At 70.6% G+C, this 22,909-nt stretch carries 21 protein-coding genes; 11 read left to right on the top strand and 10 right to left on the bottom strand.

All coding sequences use genetic code 11. The features are described 5' to 3' along the window. Positions 1–52: 52 nt before the first annotated feature. Together AC792_RS02455 and AC792_RS02450 are read right to left on the bottom strand one after the other, a co-directional pair. Positions 53–4,405: a DUF7933 domain-containing protein gene (locus AC792_RS02455; RefSeq protein WP_049829003.1), complete on the bottom strand. Its 4,353-nt coding sequence runs from the start codon at positions 4,403–4,405 to the stop codon at positions 53–55. A gap of 250 nt (positions 4,406–4,655) precedes the next feature. Continuing rightward, positions 4,656–5,555 carry a LysR family transcriptional regulator ArgP gene (locus AC792_RS02450; protein WP_049829002.1) on the bottom strand — a complete coding sequence of 300 codons (900 nt, stop codon included), beginning with the start codon at positions 5,553–5,555 and terminating at the stop codon, positions 4,656–4,658. A 69-nt stretch (positions 5,556–5,624) separates the two neighbouring features. On the opposite strand from AC792_RS02450, the gene AC792_RS02445 reads away from it, so the two are divergent. After that, the gene (locus AC792_RS02445) at positions 5,625–6,350 is read left to right on the top strand and encodes a LysE/ArgO family amino acid transporter (protein ID WP_049829001.1); all 726 of its coding nucleotides are present in this window, start codon (positions 5,625–5,627) and stop codon (positions 6,348–6,350) included. A gap of 50 nt (positions 6,351–6,400) precedes the next feature. Here AC792_RS02445 and AC792_RS02440 read toward each other — a convergent pair whose 3' ends face one another. From AC792_RS02440 to AC792_RS17875, 7 genes are all read right to left on the bottom strand, one after another. Next, positions 6,401–7,168 (bottom strand): SCO1664 family protein, encoded by a 768-nt coding sequence (locus AC792_RS02440; RefSeq protein ID WP_049829000.1) that lies wholly within the window; start codon positions 7,166–7,168, stop codon positions 6,401–6,403. Further along, a complete protein-coding gene (locus AC792_RS02435) occupies positions 7,168–7,719 on the bottom strand; it encodes a DUF3090 domain-containing protein (RefSeq protein ID WP_049828999.1) in 552 nt (183 codons plus the stop codon). Before AC792_RS02435 ends, AC792_RS02440 begins: the two co-directional genes overlap by 1 nt. A 15-nt stretch (positions 7,720–7,734) precedes the next feature. Then, complete coding sequence (locus AC792_RS02430) at positions 7,735–8,436, bottom strand: histidine phosphatase family protein (protein WP_049828998.1); 702 nt, start codon at positions 8,434–8,436, stop codon at positions 7,735–7,737. Further along, the gene (locus AC792_RS02425; protein WP_049828997.1) at positions 8,424–9,206 is read right to left on the bottom strand and encodes a DeoR/GlpR family DNA-binding transcription regulator; all 783 of its coding nucleotides are present in this window, start codon (positions 9,204–9,206) and stop codon (positions 8,424–8,426) included. The genes AC792_RS02430 and AC792_RS02425 overlap by 13 nt, the downstream gene beginning before the upstream one ends. A gap of 103 nt (positions 9,207–9,309) precedes the next feature. Next, positions 9,310–10,347, bottom strand: coding sequence for a 4-hydroxythreonine-4-phosphate dehydrogenase PdxA (gene pdxA, locus AC792_RS17630; RefSeq protein ID WP_049828996.1), 1,038 nt, complete (start codon positions 10,345–10,347; stop codon positions 9,310–9,312). After that, positions 10,344–10,571, bottom strand: a complete 228-nt coding sequence (locus AC792_RS17625; RefSeq protein ID WP_235436310.1) for a hypothetical protein — start codon at positions 10,569–10,571, stop codon at positions 10,344–10,346. The genes pdxA and AC792_RS17625 overlap by 4 nt, the downstream gene beginning before the upstream one ends. After that, complete coding sequence (locus AC792_RS17875; RefSeq protein WP_049828994.1) at positions 10,565–11,695, bottom strand: four-carbon acid sugar kinase family protein; 1,131 nt, start codon at positions 11,693–11,695, stop codon at positions 10,565–10,567. Before AC792_RS17875 ends, AC792_RS17625 begins: the two co-directional genes overlap by 7 nt. Positions 11,696–11,876: 181 nt before the next feature. On the opposite strand from AC792_RS17875, the gene AC792_RS02405 reads away from it, so the two are divergent. The 10 genes from AC792_RS02405 to AC792_RS02360 all read left to right on the top strand — a co-directional run bounded on the left by AC792_RS02405 (position 11,877) and on the right by AC792_RS02360 (position 22,083). Then, positions 11,877–13,451 carry an ABC transporter substrate-binding protein gene (locus AC792_RS02405; RefSeq protein ID WP_049828993.1) on the top strand — a complete coding sequence of 525 codons (1,575 nt, stop codon included), beginning with the start codon at positions 11,877–11,879 and terminating at the stop codon, positions 13,449–13,451. Between the two features lies 1 nt (position 13,452). Next, positions 13,453–14,388 (top strand): ABC transporter permease, encoded by a 936-nt coding sequence (locus AC792_RS02400; RefSeq protein ID WP_049828992.1) that lies wholly within the window; start codon positions 13,453–13,455, stop codon positions 14,386–14,388. Further along, on the top strand, positions 14,385–15,323 hold the full coding sequence (locus AC792_RS02395; RefSeq protein ID WP_049828991.1) for an ABC transporter permease: 939 nt from the start codon (positions 14,385–14,387) through the stop codon (positions 15,321–15,323). The genes AC792_RS02400 and AC792_RS02395 overlap by 4 nt, the downstream gene beginning before the upstream one ends. A gap of 1 nt (position 15,324) precedes the next feature. Beyond that, positions 15,325–16,254 carry an ABC transporter ATP-binding protein gene (locus AC792_RS02390; protein WP_049828990.1) on the top strand — a complete coding sequence of 310 codons (930 nt, stop codon included), beginning with the start codon at positions 15,325–15,327 and terminating at the stop codon, positions 16,252–16,254. Further along, positions 16,247–17,071, top strand: coding sequence for an ATP-binding cassette domain-containing protein (locus AC792_RS02385; RefSeq protein WP_049828989.1), 825 nt, complete (start codon positions 16,247–16,249; stop codon positions 17,069–17,071). The genes AC792_RS02390 and AC792_RS02385 overlap by 8 nt, the downstream gene beginning before the upstream one ends. Positions 17,072–17,123: 52 nt before the next feature. Further along, entirely contained in the window at positions 17,124–18,113 is a 990-nt protein-coding gene (locus AC792_RS02380) for an aldo/keto reductase (RefSeq protein ID WP_049828988.1), read from the top strand. A gap of 37 nt (positions 18,114–18,150) precedes the next feature. Then, entirely contained in the window at positions 18,151–18,927 is a 777-nt protein-coding gene (locus AC792_RS02375; protein WP_049828987.1) for an HpcH/HpaI aldolase family protein, read from the top strand. Positions 18,928–18,931: 4 nt separating this feature from the next. Further along, positions 18,932–20,179 carry a sialidase family protein gene (locus AC792_RS02370; RefSeq protein WP_049828986.1) on the top strand — a complete coding sequence of 416 codons (1,248 nt, stop codon included), beginning with the start codon at positions 18,932–18,934 and terminating at the stop codon, positions 20,177–20,179. After that, positions 20,169–20,849: an SDR family NAD(P)-dependent oxidoreductase gene (locus AC792_RS02365; protein ID WP_049828985.1), complete on the top strand. Its 681-nt coding sequence runs from the start codon at positions 20,169–20,171 to the stop codon at positions 20,847–20,849. The genes AC792_RS02370 and AC792_RS02365 overlap by 11 nt, the downstream gene beginning before the upstream one ends. Before the next feature lie 196 nt (positions 20,850–21,045). Continuing rightward, entirely contained in the window at positions 21,046–22,083 is a 1,038-nt protein-coding gene (locus tag AC792_RS02360; protein ID WP_049828984.1) for a TerC family protein, read from the top strand. Between the two features lie 52 nt (positions 22,084–22,135). Here the strand turns inward: AC792_RS02360 and AC792_RS02355 are convergent, their stop codons facing one another. Continuing rightward, entirely contained in the window at positions 22,136–22,873 is a 738-nt protein-coding gene (locus AC792_RS02355) for a GntR family transcriptional regulator (RefSeq protein ID WP_049828983.1), read from the bottom strand. Positions 22,874–22,909 lie beyond the last annotated feature (36 nt).

Below are 22,909 nucleotides of genomic sequence, written 5' to 3'. Positions count from 1 at the left end.
ATGAGTGAGATGCGAGTTGTGTGGGAGAGGGCGGAAGGGCAGGGGGGTGTCATCACCGGATGGCGCCCCGCATTCGTCGACGCCGTTGCCACAGTAGGAGGGCGAGTGCCAGGACGAGCAGCACCCCTCCTCCGATGTAGAACGCGTCTGCGCTCGTGCCACCCGTGAGTGGCAGTCTGGTGGGTTCCACCGGGGCGAGGACGAAGCGGTAGACCGCCGTCTGCCCGGCCGCCGGAGCGGAGATGGTTCGTGACTGCACCGCGGTCCACGTCGATCCGGTGAGACGTTCGAGACGAAGTTCCTGGTAGGCGAGCCGCCGCTGCGGATCGGTGGCGGCTTCGGAGAGCGTGTAGCCGTGACCGGGCCGGACGTCGAAGGTGCTGGCCGGGTTGCCCGAGGTGGTGTACTCGGCTCCGAGCCGGCTCTCGGTGGGCAGGACCCCGCCCGGTAGCGCCGCAGGGGTCGCGGTGACCCTCCAGTCCGCAGGTTGGAAGCCCGTCCGCGGGTCGATGACCTGATTGAGCAGGGTGAGGGACGCCGTCGCATTCGTCACCGTGCACGTGATCGCCGCGCCCCCGGGCGGGGTGATGTCCCCTGCCGCCGTGACGGCGACGGGAGCCCCCGCCGCTGAGCGGCACTGCCAGGTACCGGTCTGCACATAGGTGAGCGGTCCGCCGCTCTCGGCCAGACGATAGGCGACACCGGGAGTCACGGGAACGTTCGAGGCCGTGCTCGAGCCGGAGCGCCCGAACGGGCCGGGCAGTGCGCTGCCGGGGCCCGTGGCGCTGAGGGCCCAGTCCGTCGGCAGTGCGGAACCGAAGGTCACATCCTTCACGAGGGTCAGGAATGCGGTGGGCCGATTCACCATCGCGCACTCGACGGTCTGACCAGGGACCACATTCGCAACGTCGGCACTGACGACCTGCCCCGCCTGGGTGAAGGCGACGGTACGATTCACGCCGTTCACGGTGCAGGAGCCGCTGACGAAGGCGAAACCCTCCTGCTGGATCTCGGAGACGACGACGGTCGCCCGCGACACCGCAGAACCGTACACCACCTGCCAGCCGGCCTGGCCTGCGGCATCGGTCTGCTGCCGGGGCACCTCGCTCGGTGTCGCCGTCGCGGATCCCGCGGTCGCCGTCGCCGTCACACCCACGGTCCAGTCCACGCCGGGACGCGTGAGGCCCGAGGCCTCCTGGATGATCTTCGTGATCCGCACCCTCGACTCCGCGACAGGACCCGGTGAGTTGACGAACGTGCAGGTCACACTCACGCCGAGGCCGCTCGGCATCGTGACGGTGCCTGTCGGGGTGCTACCCGCGCTCAGTCGCACCCCGTTCGCCCAGCAGTCGTAGGAGGTCCGGTAGCTGTTGAGCGCCGAACCGGATCCCGCGGCCATGGACTCGGAGATGGTGATAGTGCTGCCGGCTGCGGCGGGGAAGGGGCCCAGCTGCTCGGTCTGGCGCCCGGCAGCGGCTCCGGAGGTGGTTGCCGTGGCGATCGTCGACAGCGGTGATCCCGTCGCTGCCGTCAGGGTGAACTGATCCCCGGGGACCTGACGTGCCACCACGTTCTTCTGCACGGTGATGGTGGAGGGCGTCGTGCAGCTCGCCAGGTCTGTGGAGTTGACGGCCACCCGCGGGGTGCCCGGAACTCGCTGACCGGTGTTGGCATCGAACTCGTAGGCGCTTCCCGCATTACCGAGGTAGAGGGTGCCGCGTGGTGAGAAGGCAACACCGTTGGCGGCCGCGAAGGGCGCATCCGTGCCGGTCAAGGTCTTCGGCGTCGAGGCGCCGACCGCCAGCGAGCCGCCGTTCGCCGCGGCGAGCGTGGCCCTGGAGATCGTGTAGATCGTCGCGGTGCTCGTGGTGGCCGTGGTGTCGGTCGGAGGTGTGCCGACCACGTACAGGTTGCCTGCGGCGTCGAACGCCATGTCACCGTTCGCCGAGGTGCTGGCGGCAGCGAACGAGCCCACGTAGGCGAAGCGGGGGGCTGTCGTGTTCGTCTCGGTGAAGCTCCAGATGTGGAACCGACCGCTGTTGAACTTGCCGAAGAGGTAGCGGCCGTTCGAGAGGTCGACGGCGCCGGCGACGATGCTGCCCGGTACCCTCGCCCCGTTGGTCGTGGCCACGGTGGTGTAGGCCGTTCCGGGCAGCTTCACGAAGCCGCCGCCCGGGGTCCACTTGAGAATGGACAGCACGTCGCTTGCGTCAGATGACCGGTCGAGCGCATAGGCGGCGCTCCCACCTGCGCCGATGCCGAGGGCATTCACTGATGACACGCTCGTCCAGGTCCCGACGGTGGCAGGAGGACCTCCCGCAGTGATATCTGCCTGCTCCAGCGCGCCGGTGGCCTGGATCGAGTAGAAGTGGTTGGTGTCGCAGAACAGGCGTGGCGTCTGGGTGGCGTTCGTGAAGGTGCAGGTGACCTCGGCCCCCGCCTCGTTGGGCACGGTGATCGTGCCGGATCCGCCGGATCCGCCGGATCCGGAGGCGATGACGGTGCCGGACCGGGTGCACTCGTAACTGTTCGAGTAGCCGATGCCGGCGCCGTTGGTCGATGCTTCGGAGATCGTGTAGGTGGAGCCCGGCCGGACCACCGAACGGGAGATCTGCGCGGCCTGGATGCCGGTGGCCGTGCCACTGGTGGTGGCTGACGCGAGTACCGTGGATCCCTCCCGCAGTGACAGGGTGAACTGGTCCGCCGTCGCGGTCCGAGCCGGCAGGTTCTTGCGCACGGTGATCGTCGTGGCGGGCACCACCGTGAGCTCGGCCGCCGGCGAGACGATGAGCCCGGTCGGGGTCACGATTCCGCTGGTGTAGGTCCCGGGGGTGCCAGCCACCACATCGAGCGAGATCGTGCACGAGACTGCACCCGCGGCGAGGTCCCCGCCGACGGCCGTGATGCTGCTCGACCCGGCCACCGCGGTGACGGCGAAGGCGGCCCCGGCGCTGTTCGTGCACGTACCTGCCACCGACGGGGTCGACGCCACGGTGAGCCCGCGGGGGAGCGCTACGCTGAAACCCCAGTCGGTCTTCGCGAGCAGGTCCGTGGTGTTGGTGATCGTGTACGTCAGGGTGGTGGGGACGGTCGCCGTGCCTTCCGCGGCGTCGAAGCTCACGTCGAGTGCGGGGGTCACGTCGAGCACCCGGAGGTCGTCGACGCCGAACCCGCTGCCGGTACCCGTCACGGTATTCACGAGCTGCACCCGGGCGGCGGAGATCTGTGCGGGCGTGAGGAGTGCGGTGTTCGTCCCGTTGTAGGTCGATGCGCGGACCGACGGTGACAACGCAGGATCGGCGACGCCGGAAACCGTTCCGAGGGTGGCCTGGGCCGGGGAGGTGTAGTAGACGTTGCCCGTACTGGAGCAGGGGACGACGGGCGCTGCGAAGCCGGACAGGAGGGTCGTGGTGCCTGTGAAGAGGCTCAGGGAGAGCGATGCGTTGTTCGTGCCGCAGCGCGCGCCCACGGCATTCATCGTCAGCGCGTAGAACCGCGGGTCGGGAGCCGTGATGCCGATGGCGCCTACGGACTGCATCGTGGTCGTGCCACCGGTGACCGCGGTGTACGGCAAGGACACGAGCGCGTGGTTGCGTTGCGTGCCCGTCGCGGTCGAACCATTGGCAGGGGCGGTGGCGGAGGCGGGGCCGGCCACGCCCGCTTGCACCTGCCCGAGCACATCGGCCATACGCCGGATGTCGCGTGCCGCGAGCGAGGACTGCCCGAGGCCGTTCGGCTGCGTCGGGCAGAATGCGGGGTTGGGATAGGGCGCAACATAGTTGACGAGGACTCCTGTGCAACCGGTCCCGTTCACCCAGCCCGTCGATGCCGTGTACCTGCCGCCGGCATAGGCGGGAAGGCCGCTGGCGGCATTGGTCAGACCCTGTTCGAAAGACCCGATCCCGATCTGGCGGGGCTCCCCGGGCACGCCCGCGGCGAATGCGCTGATGCGTGCGAAGGGCCCGAACATGTCCGCTGCGTCCTCCGCCGGTGGCCCGCGGTCGGACTCGGTGATGGGCTGATCGACCGGTTCCTCACGATCCGGGTTCCCGGTGGGCTCGGGCGAGGGGACCGGTTCCGGTGAGGTGGACGGGACGGTGGGGACCGGTTCGGGCTCGTCCGGTGTCGGCTCGTCGGTGCTCGTGGGTTCGGCCGACGGCTCCTCGGGTACCGCGGTAAGCGCGGGTGGAGGTGCCTCGGACTCGATTGCGGTTGCTGTGGGCTCGGGAGCCCGGGAGGGTTCTGCGGGTGAGGGGACCGACGTCGCCTCGGCGGGTAGGGCGGCGGCAGCTGATCCCCATCCGCCCACCACGACCACGAGCGCGACGGCGGCCGCGATGACGCGGAGGCGGCGCGGTGCGCTCGATCGGGCACCGGTGTGCCGCGGGCCGTTCGGATCTTCCACCGGGCAGCGAACCTTCCGAGGACGTGGCGGAGATGCAGCGCTCATCGTGGGAACCACGACGGGGGCGGCTTCAGGGAGGTGGGGCCGGGACATTCCTGGAAGTCCCATGGGCAAGCTAGAGCTCCGGCGGTCACCGGAGCAAACCTCGGAGCCGATCTTTCGGACAACCTGAGCTTGTCTTGGGGAAATCGCCCTGGACAGGGATCACCACCCCGGTGGTCGAACCACCGGTGTCAGGGCTGCCACACGTTCAGGGCACCGGCTGCAGGACGCGCGAGGCGGCACGCTCCACGGTGCGGGTGACCAGATCCATCAGCGGCGAGTCGATCCGCCACCGCTGCCAGTAGAGCGGGACGGTCAGTTCGACGCCGGGGGCCAGCTCCACCAGGGTTCCGCGGTCCAGCTCCTGCCGGCAGAAGGGATCGGTGAGCAGCCCCCACCCCAGATCCTGCAGCAGTGCCTCGGTGTACTGGGCGGAGGCCGGCACGTAGTGGGCCGGCGAGGCCAGGGTCCGTCCCAGGTGCTCGCGCACGAAGCGGTGCTGGAGGTCGTCGGCGCGGTCGAAGACCAGCACCGGGATCTGATCCAGGGCCGCGAGGGTCTTCTCCACACCGCCGTGGCGGGCGACGACGGCGGGTGTCGCCACCGCCCGGTAGCGCATCGTGCCGAGGGTCGAGACGGTGCACCCCTGGACGGGCCGCGGGGTGGCGGTCACGGCGGCCATCACCGTACCGCGGTGCAGGTGGTCGGCGGAGTGCTGCTCGGCCTCCAGGTGCACGGTGAAGGTGGCCCCGGTCTCGTCGTGCACCGCGGCCATGACGTCCAGGAACCAGGCGGCGAATGAATCCGGGTTGACCACCACCGGGATCTCGGTCCGCACGCCGCTGCCCGGAAGGCCGAGCTCCTCCAGTGCGTCGTGCTGCAGCCGCTGGATCTGCCGGGCCGTGCGCAGCAGCGTCTCCCCGGCCGGGGTCACGCCCACCGGCAGCGTGCGGCGTACCAGCGCGGTGCCGCAGCGGGCCTCCATCGCCTTGACCCGCTGGGACACCGCGGACGCGGACATGTGCAGCTCGGCGGCCGCGGCGTCGAAGGAGCCGTGGTCCACCAGGGCGATGAGCGTCTCGAGGTGTTCGTGCTGGAACGGGAACATGAGCACACCTTAGGAGGCTTCAGATTCTTTCGCTGGCCTTGATACCTTCCACTTCATAGGGTCGGGGACGTGCTTCCCCTCGACGTGACCACCTCCACGGCCCTGACGGCCGCCCTCACCGGCTTCGCCACCTGCCTGGCCCTGCTGACCTCCCTGGGTGCGCAGAACCTGCTGCTGATCCGCCACGGGATGCAGCGTCACCGGCCGGGACTGGTGGCGGGGGTCTTCCTGGCCTCCGACGTCGGGCTGGTGGTGCTCGGCGTCCTCGGCGTCGCCGGGGCCCCCGCCGCGGCGCCGCTGCCCCGCGAGGTGCTGACCGTGCCCGGCGCGGGTTTCCTGTTTTGGCTCGCCGTAGGAGCCGCCCGCCGTGCCCGGACACTGCGTGCCCGCTCCCGCAGGACACCGGCTGTCGCAGGGGCAGCCCTGACCGTGGCGCCCTCGACGCCGGCCGAGGGCGCGGAGCCCGACCACCCGGAGGCCGACGGGCCGGCCCGCAGGAGGGGCGCCTGGGCGGTCGCGGGGACCGCCGTGGCGGTGACCTGGCTGAACCCGCAGGTGCTGCTGGAGACCATGTTCGTGCTCGGCACCGCCGGGAGCTCCCACGGCGCGTCGGGCCGGTGGTGGGTCGTGGCCGGTTCCGTCCTGGCCAGCACCGTCTGGTTCTGCGGGATCGGCTACGCCGCGCGGTCCCTCGCCGGCCTGCTGCAGCGGGCCCCCATCTGGTACGTCCTCGAGGTGGTCCCCGCGGTCGTGATGCTGGGGATCGGCGTCGGTCTGCTGCGCAGCCTGTGGTGAGAGGTCGGTGAGCCTGCTCCGTGATCAGCGCCATGACGGCCCCCGCCCCCTCAGAACAGCGGCCAGGGGACCGCCGGCATGTCGCCGCTCGGGCCCGGGAACCGGCCCGCTGCGCGCAACCGGTCGCAGCGTGCGGTGAGGGCCGCGATCTCCTCCGCCGTCAGCAGCTCCGCCAGCTGCCGGCCCAGCTCACCGTCCAGGTCCTCGCGGACCCGGCCGACGCCGTCGAGCTCCTCGGTGGTCAGCGTCTCCCCGACCCATCCCCACAGCACCGTGCGCAGCTTGTGCTCGCTGTGGAAGGTGAGCCCGTGGTCCACCCCGTGCCGGTGGCCGTCCTGGAGGGCGAGGATGTGGTCGCCCTTGCGGTCGGCGTTGTTCACCACGACGTCGAACACCGCCATGCGCCGCAGGGCCGGGGTGTCCTCGTGGACGAGGGCGACGATCCGCCCGTCGTCGTCCTGACCCTCGAGCACCTGCTTCCACCCCGATTCCGGGACGTCGTCCGCGGCGACCAGGTCCACGGGGTCCTGCTCGGGGTCGATCTCCTGCCAGAGCTGCACCATGCCCTCACCCAGCGGACCCTCGCGCAGCCAGGTGCGCGGCACGATGTCCCAGCTCAGCACCTCGGACACGAGATGGGCGGCCACCTCGCGGTGCGCGAGGAAGCCGTCGGGGAAGTCCCACAGCGGCTTCTCGCCGCGCATCGGTTTGTACACCACCGCGGTGTCGCCGATGGTGCCCACGAAGGTGGCGTTCGACGCCGTCCTGATGCGGCCGGTGAGCGTCAGCTCGTCGGTCACGAGGTCGGGCGCGGGCATCAGACCTCGGGGATGGCGCAGATGTGCCCGTCGGCGTCGATCGGCTGACCGCAGATCACGCAGAGCGGCCTCCCTGCGCCCACCACCTCGTGCGTCCGCTTCGTGAACGCGCGGGCGGTCCCCACCGGCATGCGGACCCGCAGCACCTCGGTGGCCTCGTCGTCATCGTCGTCGAGCAGTCCGTCGTCGTCCTCGTCCACCTCGGTGATCGGGTAGGCCTCGATGACGATCTGCGCCGTGGACGGGTCCCAGCCCAGGCTCATGACCCCGGTGCGGAACTGCTCCTCCACCGGCTCGAGCTGATCGTTGTCCACGAGCTCGATCGGCGTGCTCGCAGGGACGCTGAACGGGTTCCCCTCGAGGGTGACCAGCTGATCCAGGATCTCGTCGATCTTCTCCGCGAGCTGCGCCGACTGCTGCTTCTCCAGGGCGATGCTCACGATCTGCTTCCCCGTGCGGACCTGCAGGTAGAACGTGCGTTGCCCCGGGACGCCGATGGTGCCGACGACGACCCGGTCTGGCCAGGCGAACTCGTGAACGGTTGTAGGCATGGACCTATTTTAGGCTCATCCGGCCGGTGGCGCCGCGTGCCCGGCACCACCGCCCACCGGGGCGTCACCCGTACCGGCGGTGTTCACCAGCCAGGAGAGATCCCCGGCGTCGGTGTTGGTGGTGAAGACGGTGGGACGGCTGCTGCCGTAGCGCACGATCGACACGGAGGCGGGGCCCACGGTGATGCGCTGGAACAGGTCGAGGTGCGTGCCCAGCGCGTCGGCGAGGATGGCCTTGATGATGTCGCCGTGGCTCACCGCGGCCCAGACGGCGCCCTCGCCGTGCTCGGCCTCGAACGCCGCGTCGAGGCGCCGGACCGCCGCCACGGACCGGGCCTGCATCGCGGCCATGGACTCGCCCCCAGGGAAGACGACGGCGGAGGGCTGGGACTGCACCGTGGACCACAGGGGTTCGGTGGCGAGGTCCACGAGCGTACGGCCCTGCCACGTGCCGTAGTCGCACTCGGTGAGATCGGGGTCGATCGGCGCGTGCGGGGCGCCGGTCTGCCGGTCGAGGATGTACCCGGCGGTCTGCCGGCAGCGCTCCAGGGGGCTCGACACCACCCCGACCAGGGGGACGGCGGCGAGCCGGGTCCCGGTCGCGGTGGCCTGGTCGCGGCCGACGTCGTCGAGGCTGACGCCGTCGGCCCTGCCGGCCAGCACTCCGGAGGCATTCGCTGTGGTGCGGCCGTGCCGCACGAGGATCACTGTGGCCATGGGCCCAGCCTAGCCACCTCCACGGAGACACCGGTGTCCTGGAACTTCGCGATCTCCGCCGGGTCGGCGCCGTCGTCCGTGATCAGCGTCCACGGCAGGGGGAGGCGGGTCCAGGCGTGGAAGGGGCGCAGCCCCAGCTTGGCCGAGTGCGCGAGGACGTAGACGTGCTCACTGCGCCGCGCGGCGAGTTCCTTCAGCCGCGTCTGGGCGTGGTCGGCCTCGCAGATCCCGGAGTCGGCGGTGACCGCATCCGCGCCGATGAACGCGCGGTCGAAGCTCATGCGTTCGAGGGACGCCTCGGCCAGGGGGCCCACGAAGCTCTGGCTCAGGCTCCGCATGCGCCCGCCCAGGCAGTCGATCGTGACGCCCTCCGAGTCCGCCAGCTCCTGCAGGGTGTTGATCCCCGGCGTGGTGACGAACAGGTCCTCGAACGACCGCAGCTCGTGGGCCAGTGCGCCCACCGTGGAGCCGGCGTCGAGCATGATGCTCTCACCGCGACCCACCAGGGCGGCCGCGAGGCGCGCGATGGCGTGCTTCTCCTCGAAGGCCTCCCCGGTCCGTTGGCGCAGCGACGCCTCCGGGTGGGCGCCCAGGGCCATGGCTCCGCCGTAGGTGCGGGCCAGGCGTCCCTGGCCGTTCAGGCGGGCGAGGTCCCGGCGGATCGTGGAGGCGGTGACGCCGAACCGCGCGGAGAGGTCCTCCACGGAGGCGAGGCCCGTGGTGACCGCGAGGTGGTAGATCTCTTCTCGCCTGGCGCTGGCCGTCGCCATGGGTACCCGCTTCCTGTCGGCGTCCGCCCCGGGAGGATCCCGAGGGGGTCCGCTACCGGCCTCCCCGCGACGTCCTCGTGGGCCCACCGTCCTACGGTGCGCCTCAGGCGGTGACGCTCGGGCGGGTCGCCATCTCTGCGGCCTGGTGGAGAGCTTCCACCATACTGCGTGGGTCGGCGATGGCCTTGCCCGCGATGTCGAAGGCCGTGCCGTGGTCCACGGACGTGCGGATGACCGGGAGCCCCACGGTGATGTTCACCCCGGCCTCGATCCCCAGCACCTTCACCGGGCCGTGCCCCTGGTCGTGGTACATCGCCACCACGAGGTCGTAGTCACCGCGCCCGGCCAGGAAGAAGAGGGTGTCCGCCGGGAGCGGACCGGTGACGTCGATGCCGTCCGCGGCCGCCCGCTGCACGCCGGGGGCGATCTTCTCGGCCTCCTCGCCCTGCCCGAAGAGGCCGTTCTCACCGGCGTGGGGATTGATGGCGCACACCCCGATCTTCGGTGCGGGGACACCGGCCCGCACGAGGGCGTCGTGGCCGCGCCGGACGGTCCGTTCCACGAGATCGGGGTTGATCTTCCGGATGGCATCCACGAGGCCGATGTGCGTGGTCACGTGGATCACCCTGATCTTCGGGGTGGAGAGCATCATGGACACCTCCTCGGTGCCCGTCAGGTGCGCCAGGAGCTCGGTGTGGCCGGGGTAGACGTGGCCGGCCGCGTGCAGTGCCTCCTTGTTGAGCGGGGCGGTGCAGATGGCGTGCACCTCCCCGGCCATCGCCAGCTCACTGGCCACCCGGATGTACTCGTACGCGGCATGCCCGGCCGTGGCGGAGAGCTCACCCCAGGCCAGGTCCTCCGGCAGCAGCGCGAGGTCGATCACGTTGACCCGGCCCGGCTCGAAGACGGCCTCGCCCACGGTGGTGATCGTCCGGATGTCGGCGCTGATGCCGAGGACCTCCGCGGCCTGCCGCAGCCGGCCGGCGTCCCCGATGACCACCGGGCGGCACTCGGCGTTGCTCTGCGGGTCCAGGACGGCGGCCACCACCACCTCGGGGCCCACCCCTGCGCCGTCGCCCATGGTGACGGCCACCAGGGGCAGGTCGTTGCGGATCTCTGTCGGGTCGAGCGTCGTGGTCATGGTTGCTCCAGGGTGTAGACGGAAGATGCGGTGGTGTCGGTGGTCGATGGATCGGCGGCGCGAACGTGCCGGAGGAGGTCGTGGAGCTCGGCGAGCGCGTCGTCGTCGCCGAAGCTCCCGGGCTTGGTCCCCACGAGCGTCCCGTCCCCGGTGCGGCTGACGACGGCGCCGTGCTGGGCCGCCCGCAGCGGTACCAGGCCGCGGTGCCCGAGGACGGTCAGCACCTCGCGCGCCGGCCCCCCGCCGGGCAGCAGGAGATCGGGCGGCGAGGGGCCGCCGGCCACGCGGGCGGCGACCCGCGCGGGGGAGGCGGCGGCGGGGGCCGGGCGGGCGGGGACCAGGGCGGCCGCGGCGGGGGTGACGACGCGGCGGAGCCCGCGGCCAGCGCGGGGCGGCACCGCAGCAGGGCCTCCTCCGGGGCGGACGGGTCCGCTGCGGGGATCCGGAGCCGGAGGAACCCGCGCTCCCCGGGCCTGCCGAGCTGCCGGTGCGCCGGGGCCGAGGCGGTTCCGACGACGGCGAGCCCCGGTCGGCTGCGGGGGCCCCGCCCGCCCCCGGGCGCCTCTGGTGTCCCGGACGGGACATTCTGCGCGTTGTGCGCATCAGCGTGGTGCTGAGCGGCAGGGGGTGCGCAGCGGTCGGCGAGGGCGACGGCGGCGGCGCCGGTGCCGGCGAGGACCACCCGCCGCCCACCCGCGCCGGAGCCGCCGCCCAGCAGGAACTCCACCACGAGGTCGAGGTCGGCGTCGGTCTCGCCGTCCACCAGCAGGACCACGGGATCCGGGCCCGAGAGCCGTTCGGCCAGCCGGGAGGCGCGGTCCGCGGAGCGCAGGAGTGCCAGCGGGAGGTGGCGGACCTGCTCGGGTGCGTCGGGGCGGAGCAGCACCCGGAGGTCGGTGGGGGGTGGGGCTGCTTCCGCCTGCCACCGCTCCGTGGCGGCCAGGGGGACGCCGTCGACGACGGGCCGGCCGTCGAGCACCGCGCGGCCCAGGTGGGGAAGGGCCCCGGCGACGACGACGTGGTGTCCGGCCGCGGTCAGGGCGGAGATCTCCGCGTGGATGTTCCCGCGCCAGAGGGAGTCGATCTTCTTGAGGACGAGCGTGTCCGGACCGGGGGGAAGGTCCCGGAACACGTCGCCCGTGCGGCGCCGGGCCTCCGCCGCGCCCGTGCCGCGGGGGTGGGTGTCGTGGACGACGACGTCGGCCTCGGGGGAGTGCGCGGTGCGGTCGCCGGAGGAGGCCCCGTCCCGGGCCAGGACGAGCACGGTGCGCAGACCCCGACGGACGAAGCACTGGGCGGTCTCGGCGGCTCCAGAGAGATCGTCGGCCTGCACCACGATGTGCGTCACTGCGTCCCTCCTCGTTCCCGGCCGAGGCCTTCGAGGGAAGGCCGTCGTGACCATCATCATGACAGTTATGCGCGATATGCGCCATACCTATTGCGTAAAACACGCAGTGATGCGACAGTGATGGAGATTACACGGCGGCCTCGCAGACGAACCGCCCCACCGCTCTATCGAGAGGTCAACGATGACCGGCCTTCCCCACGGCTCTCAACTCTCCCGCCGTCGTCTCCTCCAGTTCGGGGCCCTCGCCGGCATCCTCGCCGGTTCGGGGAGTCTGGGCGCGTGCGCCGGCCCCACGGGACTCCCGGGGCGCGACACCCTGACGCTGGCGCTGAACCGGTCCCTGGTGAGCCTGGACAACAAGCTGAACCAGTTCGACGCCGCGGTCACGGTGCAGCGCGCGGTCCGTCAGGGCCTCACGGCCATCGGCCCCGACACGAGCGCCGTCCCCGTCCTCGCGGAGTCCTTCGAGCAGACCGGTCCGCTGCAGTGGACGGTGCGCCTGCGCGAGGGGGTCTGCTACTCCGACGGCAGCCCCGTCACGGTGGAGGACGTCTCCACGGCGCTCGAGATGTACCAGCAGGTGCAGGGCTCCTTCGTGGCCGGGTTCTTCCCCGAGTTCCCCACCGTGGTGCCCGTGGACGAGCGGACCTTCCGGATGGAGTCCGAGCAGCCGATCCCCATCCTCGACTCCCTGATGAGCATGATCCTGATCACGCCCGCGGCGCAGAACAAGCCGGAGGAACTCCAGGAGGGCCTGGGATCGGGGCCCTACCGGGTCACCGGCTCCAACCGGGGTGCGGGCACCTACAGCCTGACCCGGAACGAGAACTACTGGGGCGAGCCCGCCGAGGTGGAGAACGTCGAGGTCCGGTTCCTCCCCGAGGAGTCCAGCAGGGTGATCGCCCTGCGCAGCGGCGAGGTGGACGTCATCGACTCCATCACCCCCGACTCACGCGAGCAGCTGGCGGGACTCCCCGGTATCCGGCTCCAGGAGGCATCGAGCCTGCGGCTGAACCAGATCTTCTACAACTTCCGGAAGCCGACCGGCCACCCCCTGGCCGATCCCCGCGTGCGGCAGGCGCTGAGCATGGGGATCAACGGCGAGGCACTGGTCCGCGACGTCCTGGTGGATGCCGTCACCCAGGCGGAGGGCGTGACGCCGTCGAGCCTGACGGGGTCCGTCAAGACCGGCGACTACGTGTACGACCCCGAGCAGGCGAGGTCTCTGCTGCAGGACCTCGGTGCCACCGGCCTGTCCCTCAAGATCATCTGGGAGACCGGCGAGTTCGCCGGTGACGTCTCGGTGATGGAGGCCCTGGTGGAGATGTTCGGCGCGATCGGCGTGAGGACCGAGCTCCAGCAGTTCGAACCGGGCGGCAACATCCTCTCCTGGCGCCAGGGCAAGGAGGGCGACTGGGACCTGCTGGGGAACGGCTACTCGAGTCCCACGGGTCTGGCGATCACCATGCTGCAGGGGATGTACGCGGGGACCCCGGAGAAGGAGGAGACGCGGGACACCTACCAGGGGTACGTGATCCCCGAGGTCACCACGGCCATACGCGCCGCCGCCACGGAACCGGACCCGACCCGCAGGCAGGAGCTGCTCGGGAACGCCCAGCAGGCGGTCTGGGACACCTGGCCCTGCGCCTGGGCGTTCGTGCCGAAATCCGTTCTCGCACACCGCGAGCGGGTCTCCGAGGTGGGGCTCGCCACCACCAACTCCTACCCGCTCGCCACTGTCCGGTTGGAGGCCTGACATGAAGACCTACGTCCTCAAGCGCATCGGCCAGGGCCTGCTGACTGTCTTCCTCACGGTCTCCACGGTCTTCATCCTCATCCGCCTCGCCCCCGGGGACCCCGCCGCGGCCTACGCCGGGCCCCTTGCGACCTCGGAGCAGCTCACCGTGGTGCGGCAGCAGTTCGGGCTGGACCGCCCGGTGATCGAGCAGTACTGGATCTTCCTGCAGCAGCTGTTCACCGGCAACCTCGGGCAGTCCTACTCGTTCCAGGCGCCCGCGCTTCAGGTGGTCGCCGAACGCATGCCGTACACGCTCACCCTCGCCACCGCGGCGATCCTCCTCACCGCGCTCGTCGCGATCCCCCTCGGCGTCTGGATGTCACGGCGGCCGGACACGGGGCGCGAGTTCGGCGTCAACGTCCTCACCATCGCGGGACAGTCCATGCCGGACTTCTGGACCGGCATCATGCTCCTCACCGGGTTCGCCGTGCTGATCCCGGTCTTCCCCGCCTCGGGCTTCGCCACCTGGGGTGGCCTGGTACTCCCGACCATCACCATCGCCATCCTGCAGATCGCCCTGATCTCACGGATGGTCCGCCGGGAGATGACCGCGAACTTCGCGGCACCGTACCTCACCGTGGCCCGCTCCCGGGGCGTGCGCAACTCCGCCCTGACGTGGCGTTACGCCATGAGTAACTCGGCCATCCCGGTCTTCACCGCCCTCGGCACCCGGTTCGCCGCCATGCTCAACGGGGTGGTGGTGGTCGAGGTGGTCTTCGCCTGGCCCGGCGTCGGCTCCCTGATCGTCCGCGCCCTGGAGACCCGCGACTACCCGCTCATCCAGGCCACGGTGCTGCTGACGGCGTTGCTCGCCGTGACGGTCCAGCTGGTCATCGACCTCGCCTACCCGCTTCTCGATCCCCGCGTTCGTCTTGGAAAGGCGGCAGCAGCATGAGCCTCAGCGACACCACGAACCCGGCCGGCGGGAGTACGCCGGCACCGGCGTCCCGGGAGCCGAGCCCCACCGCCGTCACCCGGCAGCTGATCGCCCGGGCGGGAGCCACCCGGCGCCGGAACACCTCGCGGAGCAAGATCGTGGTGGGTGTGGTGTGCACCCTGCTGGTCATGGTGCCGATCCTGCTGGCCCAGCTGCTCCCGATCCCGGACGCGAACTTCCAGGACCTCTCCGCGCGGCGTCTGCCCCCGCTCACGGACGGGCACCTGTTCGGCACGGACCAGCTGGGCAGGGACCTGCTCTCCCGCGTCCTGCACGGCGGTCAGGTCTCGCTCACCATCGGCATCCTCGCCGTCCTCGTCTCGGGGGCCATCGGCATCGTCCTGGGATCGGCCGCCGGCTACTTCGGCGGCTGGATCGACACCATCGTCTCCCGTCTACTCGAGGCCCAGATGTCCCTGCCCCTGCTCATGATGCTGCTCCTGGTGGTGGCGCTCTTCGGGCCCTCCATCCCGGTCATCACCTTCGTCATCGCCATCGCGCAGTGGCCCGAGGTGGCGCGCCTGACCCGCTCCATGGTGCTGGTGGAACGCGAGAAACCCTACGTCTCCGCCGCCCGGATCCTCGGCCTGCACCGGGTGCAGATCCTCGTCCGCCACATCATCCCCAACGTCATCAAGCAGGCCACCCTGGTGGTCCTGCTCCTGCTGGCCCAGGCCGTGCTCCTGGAGAGTGCGCTGAGCTTCCTCGGTGCAGGTCCCCAGCGTCCCTTCGCCACCTGGGGCCGCATCATCTCGGACGGACAGGACTACATCACCACCTCCTGGTGGATGGTCACCATGCCGGGTCTGTTCATCGTGCTCATGGTGGTGGGCGTGAACCTCCTGGGAGACGGTCTGCGCGACCGCCCCCGCCGCAGGAAGAAAGGTGCCTGACATGACGGTCCAGACCGAGACCAGCAACCGGAGCACGCACCGGGAGGAGGCCCTCCTCGAGGTGCGGGACTTCCAGGTCGAGCTCATCACCGACGCCGGGATCGTCCGCGCGGTGGACGGCGTGAGCTTCCGGATCGACCGCGGCGAGACGGTGACCATCATCGGCGAGTCCGGCTCGGGCAAGTCCACCACCGCCATGGGCGTGCTCGGGCTCCTGCCCAAGGACCTCGCGGTGCTCTCCGGCACCGTGCTCATCGACGGCGTGGACACCACCGCGAGCCCGAAGGCCATCGAGAAGGTCCGCGGACGCACGGTGGCCCTGATCCCGCAGGACCCCATGACGGCGCTCAGCCCCGTGCACTCCATCGGCTCCCAGCTCACCGAGGCCATCCGGATCGCCGGTGCTGCCTCGAAGGAGCGCGGTGCACTCGCGGCACGGGCCGTGCGCCTGCTGCAGCAGGTCCACATCCCGACGCCGGAGAAGCAGCTGAGGAAGTTCCCCCACCAGCTCTCCGGCGGCATGCTGCAGCGCGTCCTGATCGCCATCGCCCTGGCCAGCGAGCCCCAGCTACTGGTCGCCGACGAACCCACCTCCGCCCTCGACGTCACCGTGCAGGGCGGGATCCTCGACCTGCTCCTCGAGCTGCAGGAGCAGCGCGGGATCGGGATCCTCATGATCACCCACGACCTCGGTGTGGCCCGGCTCATCTCCGACCGCATCCACGTCATGAAGAACGGCTCCTTCGTGGAGTCCGGTGACGTCCAGCAGATCGTGGACCACCCCGCCACCGAGTACACGCGGTCCCTGCTCGCGGCCATTCCCACCCTCGGCCCCTGGGACGAGACGATGCCCCCGACGACCGGTGGGCGGACGCCCACCGGTCACGGCAGTACCGCCGCCGCGCACAGAAACGGAGCCGACCATGGATGAGCCCTTCCTCTCGGTGGAGAACCTGGTGGTGGACTACCAGGTTCCCGGCGGATCCTTCCGGGCGGTCGACGACGTCTCGTTCTCCGTGGACCGCGGCAGGACCATCGCCGTCGTCGGCGAGTCGGGCTGCGGGAAGTCCACCATCGCCAAGGCGGTCATGCGCCTGATCACGCCGACCAGCGGTGCGATCAGGTTGGACGGCACCGACATCGCCTCGCTCCCCGAGTCCAGGCTCAGGTCCATGAGATCGAGGTTCCAGATGGTGTTCCAGGACCCCTACGGCTCCCTCGACCCGCACATGACCGCCCAGGAGATCGTCGCCGAACCGCTCAGGCTCCAGGGCGTGCGCTCGAAGGCGGAGCGGCACCGCGCCGCGGCCGAGCTCATCGACCAGGTGGGCCTACCCGTGGCGTCCCTGGACAAGCACCCCTCCGAGTTCTCCGGCGGCCAGCGGCAGCGCATCGGGATCGCCCGGGCGCTCGCGTCCAAACCCGAGCTGCTCGTCTGCGACGAGGCGACGAGCGCCCTCGACGTCTCCGTGCAGGCCCAGGTGCTCGGACTGCTGCGCTCCATCCAGGAGGAGACCGGCATCACCTACGTCTTCATCACCCACAACCTCGGGGTGGTCCAGGAGATCAGCGACACCATCATGGTGATGCAGCGCGGGCGCGTGGTGGAGGCCGGGCGCACCTCCACCGTGCTGACCACCCCGGCCGAGGACTACACCCGCAAGCTCCGCCGGGCGGCGCTCGACCCGTCCACGATGCAGGGCGTCAAGCCCCGCCACCTCGTGCGGTCCCTCTCCCTGGCCGGCTGAGGCCGATGCGCCCTCCCCTCCCGTTCCCCCCGACCAGTACCAGGAGCCACTCATGACCACGACGTCCTCCGCCGCCCGTCCCGTCCCGGCAGCACCGGCGATCTCCCGCCTGGTGCTCGGCACCATGACCTTCGGCGACACCGTCGACGAAGCCACGGCGGCGCGCATGCTGGACGAGGCGTTCGACGCCGGGATCACCACGGTGGACACCGCCAACGCCTACGCCGCCGGCGTCACGGAGGAGATGCTCTCCCGGCTGCTGGCGGGGCGACGCGACGGCGTCGTCCTGGCCTCGAAAGCCGGTATGCCGCACCCCGACCACGGGGAGCACAGCCCGCTGTCCGCGGACGGTCTCCGGGCGGGCGTGGAGGGCAGCCTCCGCCGGCTCGACGTGGAGCGGCTCGACCTGTTCTACCTGCACCAGCCCGATCGCGCCGCCCCTCTGCACGAGACCCTGCAGACGGTGGCGGAGCTGGTCCGCGAGGGCAAGATCGGCGCCCTCGGGGTCTCCAACTTCGCCGCCTGGCAGATCGCCGACGTGATCCACGTGGCCCGCGAGGTCGGTGCCCCCGAACCCACGGTGGCCCAGCAGCTGTACAACCTGGTGGCGCGCAGGGTGGAGGAGGAGTACCTCGAGTTCGCGGCGGTCCACTCCCTCCACACCATGGTCTACAACCCGCTCGGGGGAGGCCTGCTCACCGGGAGGCACTCCTTCGACGCCAAGCCCTCCGAGGGCCGCTACGGCGACTCCCGGCTCGCCGCCATGTACACCCAGCGGTACTGGGACCGCCAAATCTTCGACGCCCTCGGTGAGCTGGCCGCCATCGCCGCGGACGCCGGGATGCCGCTCACCGAACTGTCCTTCCGCTGGCTCTCCTACCGGGACGGCGTCGGGTCGATGCTGCTCGGCGGCTCCAGGGTGGAGCAGCTGCGCAGCAACATCCGGGCCGTCGCCAACGGTCCGCTACCGGCCGACGTGGTGGAGGCGTGCGACGCCGTGGGCGCGACGCTCCGCGGCCCCATGCCCGCCTACAACCGCTGACACCACACCCTCCATCCCCGACGAAAGCAGGCTTCCCATGACCTCCGACCTCGCCCTCGAGTTCGCCCGCACCATCCGCGCCCGGGAGAAGGCCGTCGGCTACTGGGCCGTCCTCGACGCCCCGGTGGCCACCGAGCGCATCGGCCGGCTCGGGTACGACTACGTGGCGCTCGACGCCCAGCACGGCCTCCTCGGGTACTCCGGGGTGCTCGCCGGGCTCATGGCCGTCGACGCCGGGCACACCGCGGTGGGCATGGTGCGGGTGGAGGAGAACTCGCCGGTCGCCATCGGCAAGGCCCTCGACGCCGGTGCGGTGGGGGTGATCGTGCCCCTCGTCGACACGGCGGAGGACGCCGCCGCCGCGGTGGCCGCGGCCAAGTACCCGCCCCTGGGGAACCGTTCCTACGGTCCCATGCGCTCGGCGCTGCGGATCGGCCCCGTGCCCGCCGAGGCCAATGCCGCGACCCTGGTGTTCGCCATGATCGAGACACCGGACGGCCTGGCGAACGTGGCGGAGATCTGCGCCACCGAAGGACTCGACGGCATCTACGTGGGACCCTCCGACCTCACCATCGCGGTGGGCGGGAAGTACCCCGGGGACCCGGACGTCCAGGAGGCGTTCGGTGAGGCGCTCGCCACGGTCGCGGCCGCCGCCGCGGCGGCCGGGGTGGCCGCCGGGATCCACACGGCGGCCGGGGAGGTGGCCGCCCAGCGCCTGAGCCAGGGCTACACGTTCGCCACCGTGGCCTCCGATCTGACCCATCTCGAGCAGATCGCCAAGAGCCACCTCGCCGCCGCGACGGCCGGGAGGTAGGGCGATGCCGGAGCTCGACGCGGACTACAGCACCATCACCCCCGACGGTGCGGTGAGGAGGGCCGGCGGCGTCGCGTACGCGTCCCTGCCGGCACCCACCGTGCAGAGCCACGCCGCGAACCTGCTGACCCTCCCGGACGGCCGGCTCGGCTGCGTGTGGTTCGGCGGCACCCAGGAGGGGGTGCCGGACATCTCGATCTGGTTCTCCACCCTGGACGAGGGGGCCGAACAGTGGTCCTCGCCCGAGCAGCTCTCCCACGATCCCGCGCGGTCCGAGCAGAACCCCATCCTCTTCACCGCACCCGGTGGTGATCTCTGGCTGCTCTACACGGCGCAGAAGGCGGGCAACCAGGACACCGCGGAGGTGCGCCGTCGGATCTCCACGGACAGCGGCCGCACGTGGGGGGCCGTGGAGACCCTCTTCGCGGCGAACGCGACGGGCGGGGTCTTCGTCCGTCAGCTGCCCGTGGTCCTGCCCTCCGGCCGGCTGCTGGTGCCCATCTTCCGGTGCATCACCGTGCCGGGGGAGAAGTGGGTGGGCAACAGCGACGACAGCGCCGTCATGTACTCCGACGACGGCGGTGTCACCTGGAGCGAGCAGGTGCTCCCCGGGAGCCTGGGCTGCGTCCACATGAACATCCAGCCCCTCACCGACGGCACCCTGCTCGCGCTGTTCCGCAGCCGCTGGGCGGACTGGATCCACGAGTCCCGCTCCACCGACGGCATCACCTGGAGCGAGCCCGTGCCCACCGAGCTGCCCAACAACAACTCGTCCATCCAGTTCACGGCCCTCACCGACGGCCGCCTGGCCCTCGTGTACAACGCGAGCCGGGCGGAGGAGGGCACCGAGCGCCGGCTCTCGCTGTACGACGAGATCGACGACGACGGCCTCGCCGACGAACAGGGGCAGCTCGCCGAACCCGAACCCGGGGCAGCGTCCGTCGGTGACGAGCGCAGGGCCTTCTGGGGGACGCCGCGCTCGCCCATGACCCTGGCCGTCTCGGAGGACTCGGGGCGCAGCTGGTCCGTCCGCCGGGACCTCGACGTGGGGGACGGCTACTGCCTGTCCAACAACTCCCGTGACGGGCTCAACCGCGAGTACTCCTACCCCTCGATCCACCAGGGGCCGGGCGGCTCCCTCGAGATCGCCTACACCTACTTCCGGCAGGCCATCAAATGGGTGCGGGTGGAGCCGCAGTGGGCGTACGAGGGCACCGGTACTCCAGGACAGGCAGCCGCCCATGACGGCTGAGCGGCGTGCGGTGGTCACCGGCTGCAGTTCGGGGATCGGTGCGGCCATCACCCGGCAGCTGCTGGCGGACGGGTGGTCCGTGGTGGGGCTGAGCCGGACCCCCACCGATCTCCCGGGTTCCTTCGAGTGGCGGGGGGGGGGCCCCTCGGCCCTCGGCCACGTCGTGGACGTGGCCGCGGGCCTCGGCGGGAGCGACGCCCTGGTCCACGCCGCGGGGTTCCAGCGGTCCGCGCGTCTGGGAGACCTGGATCCCCGGGCCCTGGAAGCGATGTTCACCGTGCACGTGGCGGCGGCGAGCGTGCTCGTGAACGCGGTGGTCCCCACCCTGACCGACGGCGGCAGGATCCTGCTCCTGGGGAGCCGGACCGCCACCGGGGTGGCGGGGAAGAGCCACTACGCGGCCACGAAGGCCGCACTGCTGGGGCTCGGACGGTCCTGGGCGCAGGAGCTGGCGGGCCGGCGCATCACGGTGAACGTGCTCTCGCCGGGACCCACCGACACCCCGATGCTGCACGATCCCGGGCGAGCGGCCACACCCGTGAGGCTGCCCGCGCTCGGAGCGCTGGTCGACCCGGAGGATGTCGCGGCGCTGGCCGGTTTCCTGCTCGGTGTCCACGGGAGGTCCATCACCGGCCAGAACTACGTGATCTGCGGAGGAGCGTCCCTCTGACAGGTGGTCCTGCGGCGGACTTGGCCGGTTCGCCGCAGGTGGGTTAGGGTTCTTCCATCAAGGGGAGTACTCCCGTCTGTGATCGGCTCGTCAGTACGGATGCTGCGAATGCGTCCCGGGCCCATCGGTCCCGGTTCCACCGGGGCGGAGGAGACCTTGGCGTCCTGTCATCACGCCTACCCCTTGGGAGCCTTCCATGGAGATCACCCCCCTGGTCTGGACCATCACCCTCGCAGTGACGGTCCTGTTCTTCGTCTACGAGTTCTTCGCGCACGTGCGCACCCCCCATGAGCCGACCATCGGTGAGTCCGCCCGCTGGTCCGCGTTCTACATCGGCCTCGCCCTGCTCTTCGGCGTGGGCATCGGCGTCGTCTCCGGGTGGGGGTTCGGTGGCGAGTACTTCGCCGGGTACCTCACCGAGAAAGCACTCTCGGTGGACAACCTCTTCGTGTTCCTCATCGTGATGACCGGCTTCGCGGTGCCGAAGAAGTACCAGCAGAAGGTGCTGATGATCGGCATCATCATCGCCCTGGTCCTGCGCGGCGGGTTCATCGCCATCGGTGCCGCCCTGATCGACAACTTCTCCTGGATCTTCTACATCTTCGGCGCCCTGCTGCTCTTCCTGGCGTACAAGCAGGCCTTCGGCGGCGACGACCACAACCCGGCCGATGGCAAGTTCATGCGCCTGGTCCGCCGGATCCTACCCATCACGGACGAGTTCCACGAGGACAAGCTGACCGTGAAGCTGGCCGGCAAGCGCTTCGCCACCCCGATGTTGCTGACCATCATCGCGATCGGTTTCATCGACCTGGTGTTCGCCGTCGACTCCATCCCTGCGATCTACGGGCTCACCAACGAGGCGTACATCGTGTTCACCGCCAACGCCTTCGCGCTCATGGGCCTGCGGCAGCTGTACTTCCTCATCGGCGGACTCCTGGAGCGCCTGGTCTACCTGGCCCAGGGCCTGGCCGTGATCCTCGCGTTCATCGGCGTGAAGCTCGTGTTCCATGCCCTGCACGTCAACGAGCTGCCCTTCGTCAACGGCGGGGGGCCGCCCCCGTGGGGGCCGGGGATCCCCCCCTGGTTCTCGCTGCCGTTCATCGGGGCCGCCCCCCCCCTCGCCCCCCTGCTCAGCCTGCGGAAGACCCGCGGCGACCGGGACAAGAACGACCGCGGCCGGGTCGACGGCGAACCCGTCATCGCAGCGCCCGAATCGAATCATAAGTCCCAGTAGCGAGGTGGCAGCACTGCCGTAGGCAGGCGGACACATTCCTACGGGGTCGATGTCAGTCCAGGGTGTGGACGGTCCGGCGGTTGAGCCGGACCGTCCTGCCGTCCGAGAACAGATGCGGCACGGCGGCCCTGATGCGTTCGATGTCCTCGAACACGGCCCTGAGGTGAACGCGCAGAGCACCGATCGCGGTGGCTGCGTCACGGCTCGCGAGTGCATCGACGATGTCGGTGTGCTGACCGACGAGCGTCGAGATGGGGCGCGTGTCGATCAGGCTGAGCCGGCGTGCCCGGTCCAGGTGGGCTTTCGCGGAGGTCACGGCGGCCCATGCTGACTCGTGTCCCCCGACGGACAGCAGCTTCCGGTGGAACCGCTCGTCCAGGGCGAAAAACTTCTCCACGTCGCCCTCGATCTCGGTTACCTCCTGCTGCGCCAGGATCGATCGCAGTGACGTGAGGTCCTCCTCCGTCACCCGAGCGACGGCGTCGTTCAGCGACGCGCACTCGATGGCCTCACGGATGAACTGCGCCTGCGTGACGCGCTCGATGTCCACGAGGGAGACGAAGGTCCCGATCTGGGGGAACACCTGGACGAGAGCCTCCTGCTGCAGCAGGATCAGGCTCTCCCGTACCGGTGTCCGGCTCGTGTCGAGGCTCTGGGCGAGTTCGTTCTCCGACAGCGACGTTCCCGGCGCGAGTTCCAGGGTGACGATCTTGCGTCGCAGGGTCTCGAGGGTCCGGGACCGTGCGGAGTGCGAGGGTGCTTTCGGGCTACCGCTGCTCGATGCTGTCATGACGTAAGCCTACCTATTGACACACTAGTATGGCAG

Origin of the sequence: Arthrobacter sp. RIT-PI-e, from assembly GCF_001187915.1 — a bacterium.
Taxonomy (GTDB): Bacteria; Actinomycetota; Actinomycetes; order Actinomycetales; family Micrococcaceae; genus Arthrobacter_D.
The sequence above is the reverse complement of the archived record's forward strand: the minus strand, read 5'-3'. Positions and strand labels throughout refer to the sequence as shown.

Excerpts from the sequence above, each read along its gene's own strand:
- AC792_RS02385 (WP_049828989.1), top strand. The coding sequence starts at position 16,247 with ATGGATGAGCCCTTCCTCTCGGTGGAGAACCTGGTGGTGGACTACCAG.
- AC792_RS02380 (WP_049828988.1), top strand. The coding sequence starts at position 17,124 with ATGACCACGACGTCCTCCGCCGCCCGTCCCGTCCCGGCAGCACCGGCG.
- AC792_RS02400 (WP_049828992.1), top strand. The coding sequence starts at position 13,453 with ATGAAGACCTACGTCCTCAAGCGCATCGGCCAGGGCCTGCTGACTGTC.
- AC792_RS02430 (WP_049828998.1), bottom strand. The coding sequence starts at position 8,436 with ATGGCCACAGTGATCCTCGTGCGGCACGGCCGCACCACAGCGAATGCC.
- AC792_RS02395 (WP_049828991.1), top strand. The coding sequence starts at position 14,385 with ATGAGCCTCAGCGACACCACGAACCCGGCCGGCGGGAGTACGCCGGCA.
- AC792_RS02405 (WP_049828993.1), top strand. The coding sequence starts at position 11,877 with ATGACCGGCCTTCCCCACGGCTCTCAACTCTCCCGCCGTCGTCTCCTC.
- AC792_RS02435 (WP_049828999.1), bottom strand. The coding sequence starts at position 7,719 with ATGCCTACAACCGTTCACGAGTTCGCCTGGCCAGACCGGGTCGTCGTC.
- AC792_RS02370 (WP_049828986.1), top strand. The coding sequence starts at position 18,932 with ATGCCGGAGCTCGACGCGGACTACAGCACCATCACCCCCGACGGTGCG.
- AC792_RS02440 (WP_049829000.1), bottom strand. The coding sequence starts at position 7,168 with ATGCCCGCGCCCGACCTCGTGACCGACGAGCTGACGCTCACCGGCCGC.
- AC792_RS02375 (WP_049828987.1), top strand. The coding sequence starts at position 18,151 with ATGACCTCCGACCTCGCCCTCGAGTTCGCCCGCACCATCCGCGCCCGG.
- AC792_RS02365 (WP_049828985.1), top strand. The coding sequence starts at position 20,169 with ATGACGGCTGAGCGGCGTGCGGTGGTCACCGGCTGCAGTTCGGGGATC.
- pdxA (WP_049828996.1), bottom strand. The coding sequence starts at position 10,347 with ATGACCACGACGCTCGACCCGACAGAGATCCGCAACGACCTGCCCCTG.
- AC792_RS02360 (WP_049828984.1), top strand. The coding sequence starts at position 21,046 with ATGGAGATCACCCCCCTGGTCTGGACCATCACCCTCGCAGTGACGGTC.
- AC792_RS02355 (WP_049828983.1), bottom strand. The coding sequence starts at position 22,873 with ATGACAGCATCGAGCAGCGGTAGCCCGAAAGCACCCTCGCACTCCGCA.
- AC792_RS02390 (WP_049828990.1), top strand. The coding sequence starts at position 15,325 with ATGACGGTCCAGACCGAGACCAGCAACCGGAGCACGCACCGGGAGGAG.
- AC792_RS02450 (WP_049829002.1), bottom strand. The coding sequence starts at position 5,555 with ATGTTCCCGTTCCAGCACGAACACCTCGAGACGCTCATCGCCCTGGTG.
- AC792_RS02425 (WP_049828997.1), bottom strand. The coding sequence starts at position 9,206 with ATGGCGACGGCCAGCGCCAGGCGAGAAGAGATCTACCACCTCGCGGTC.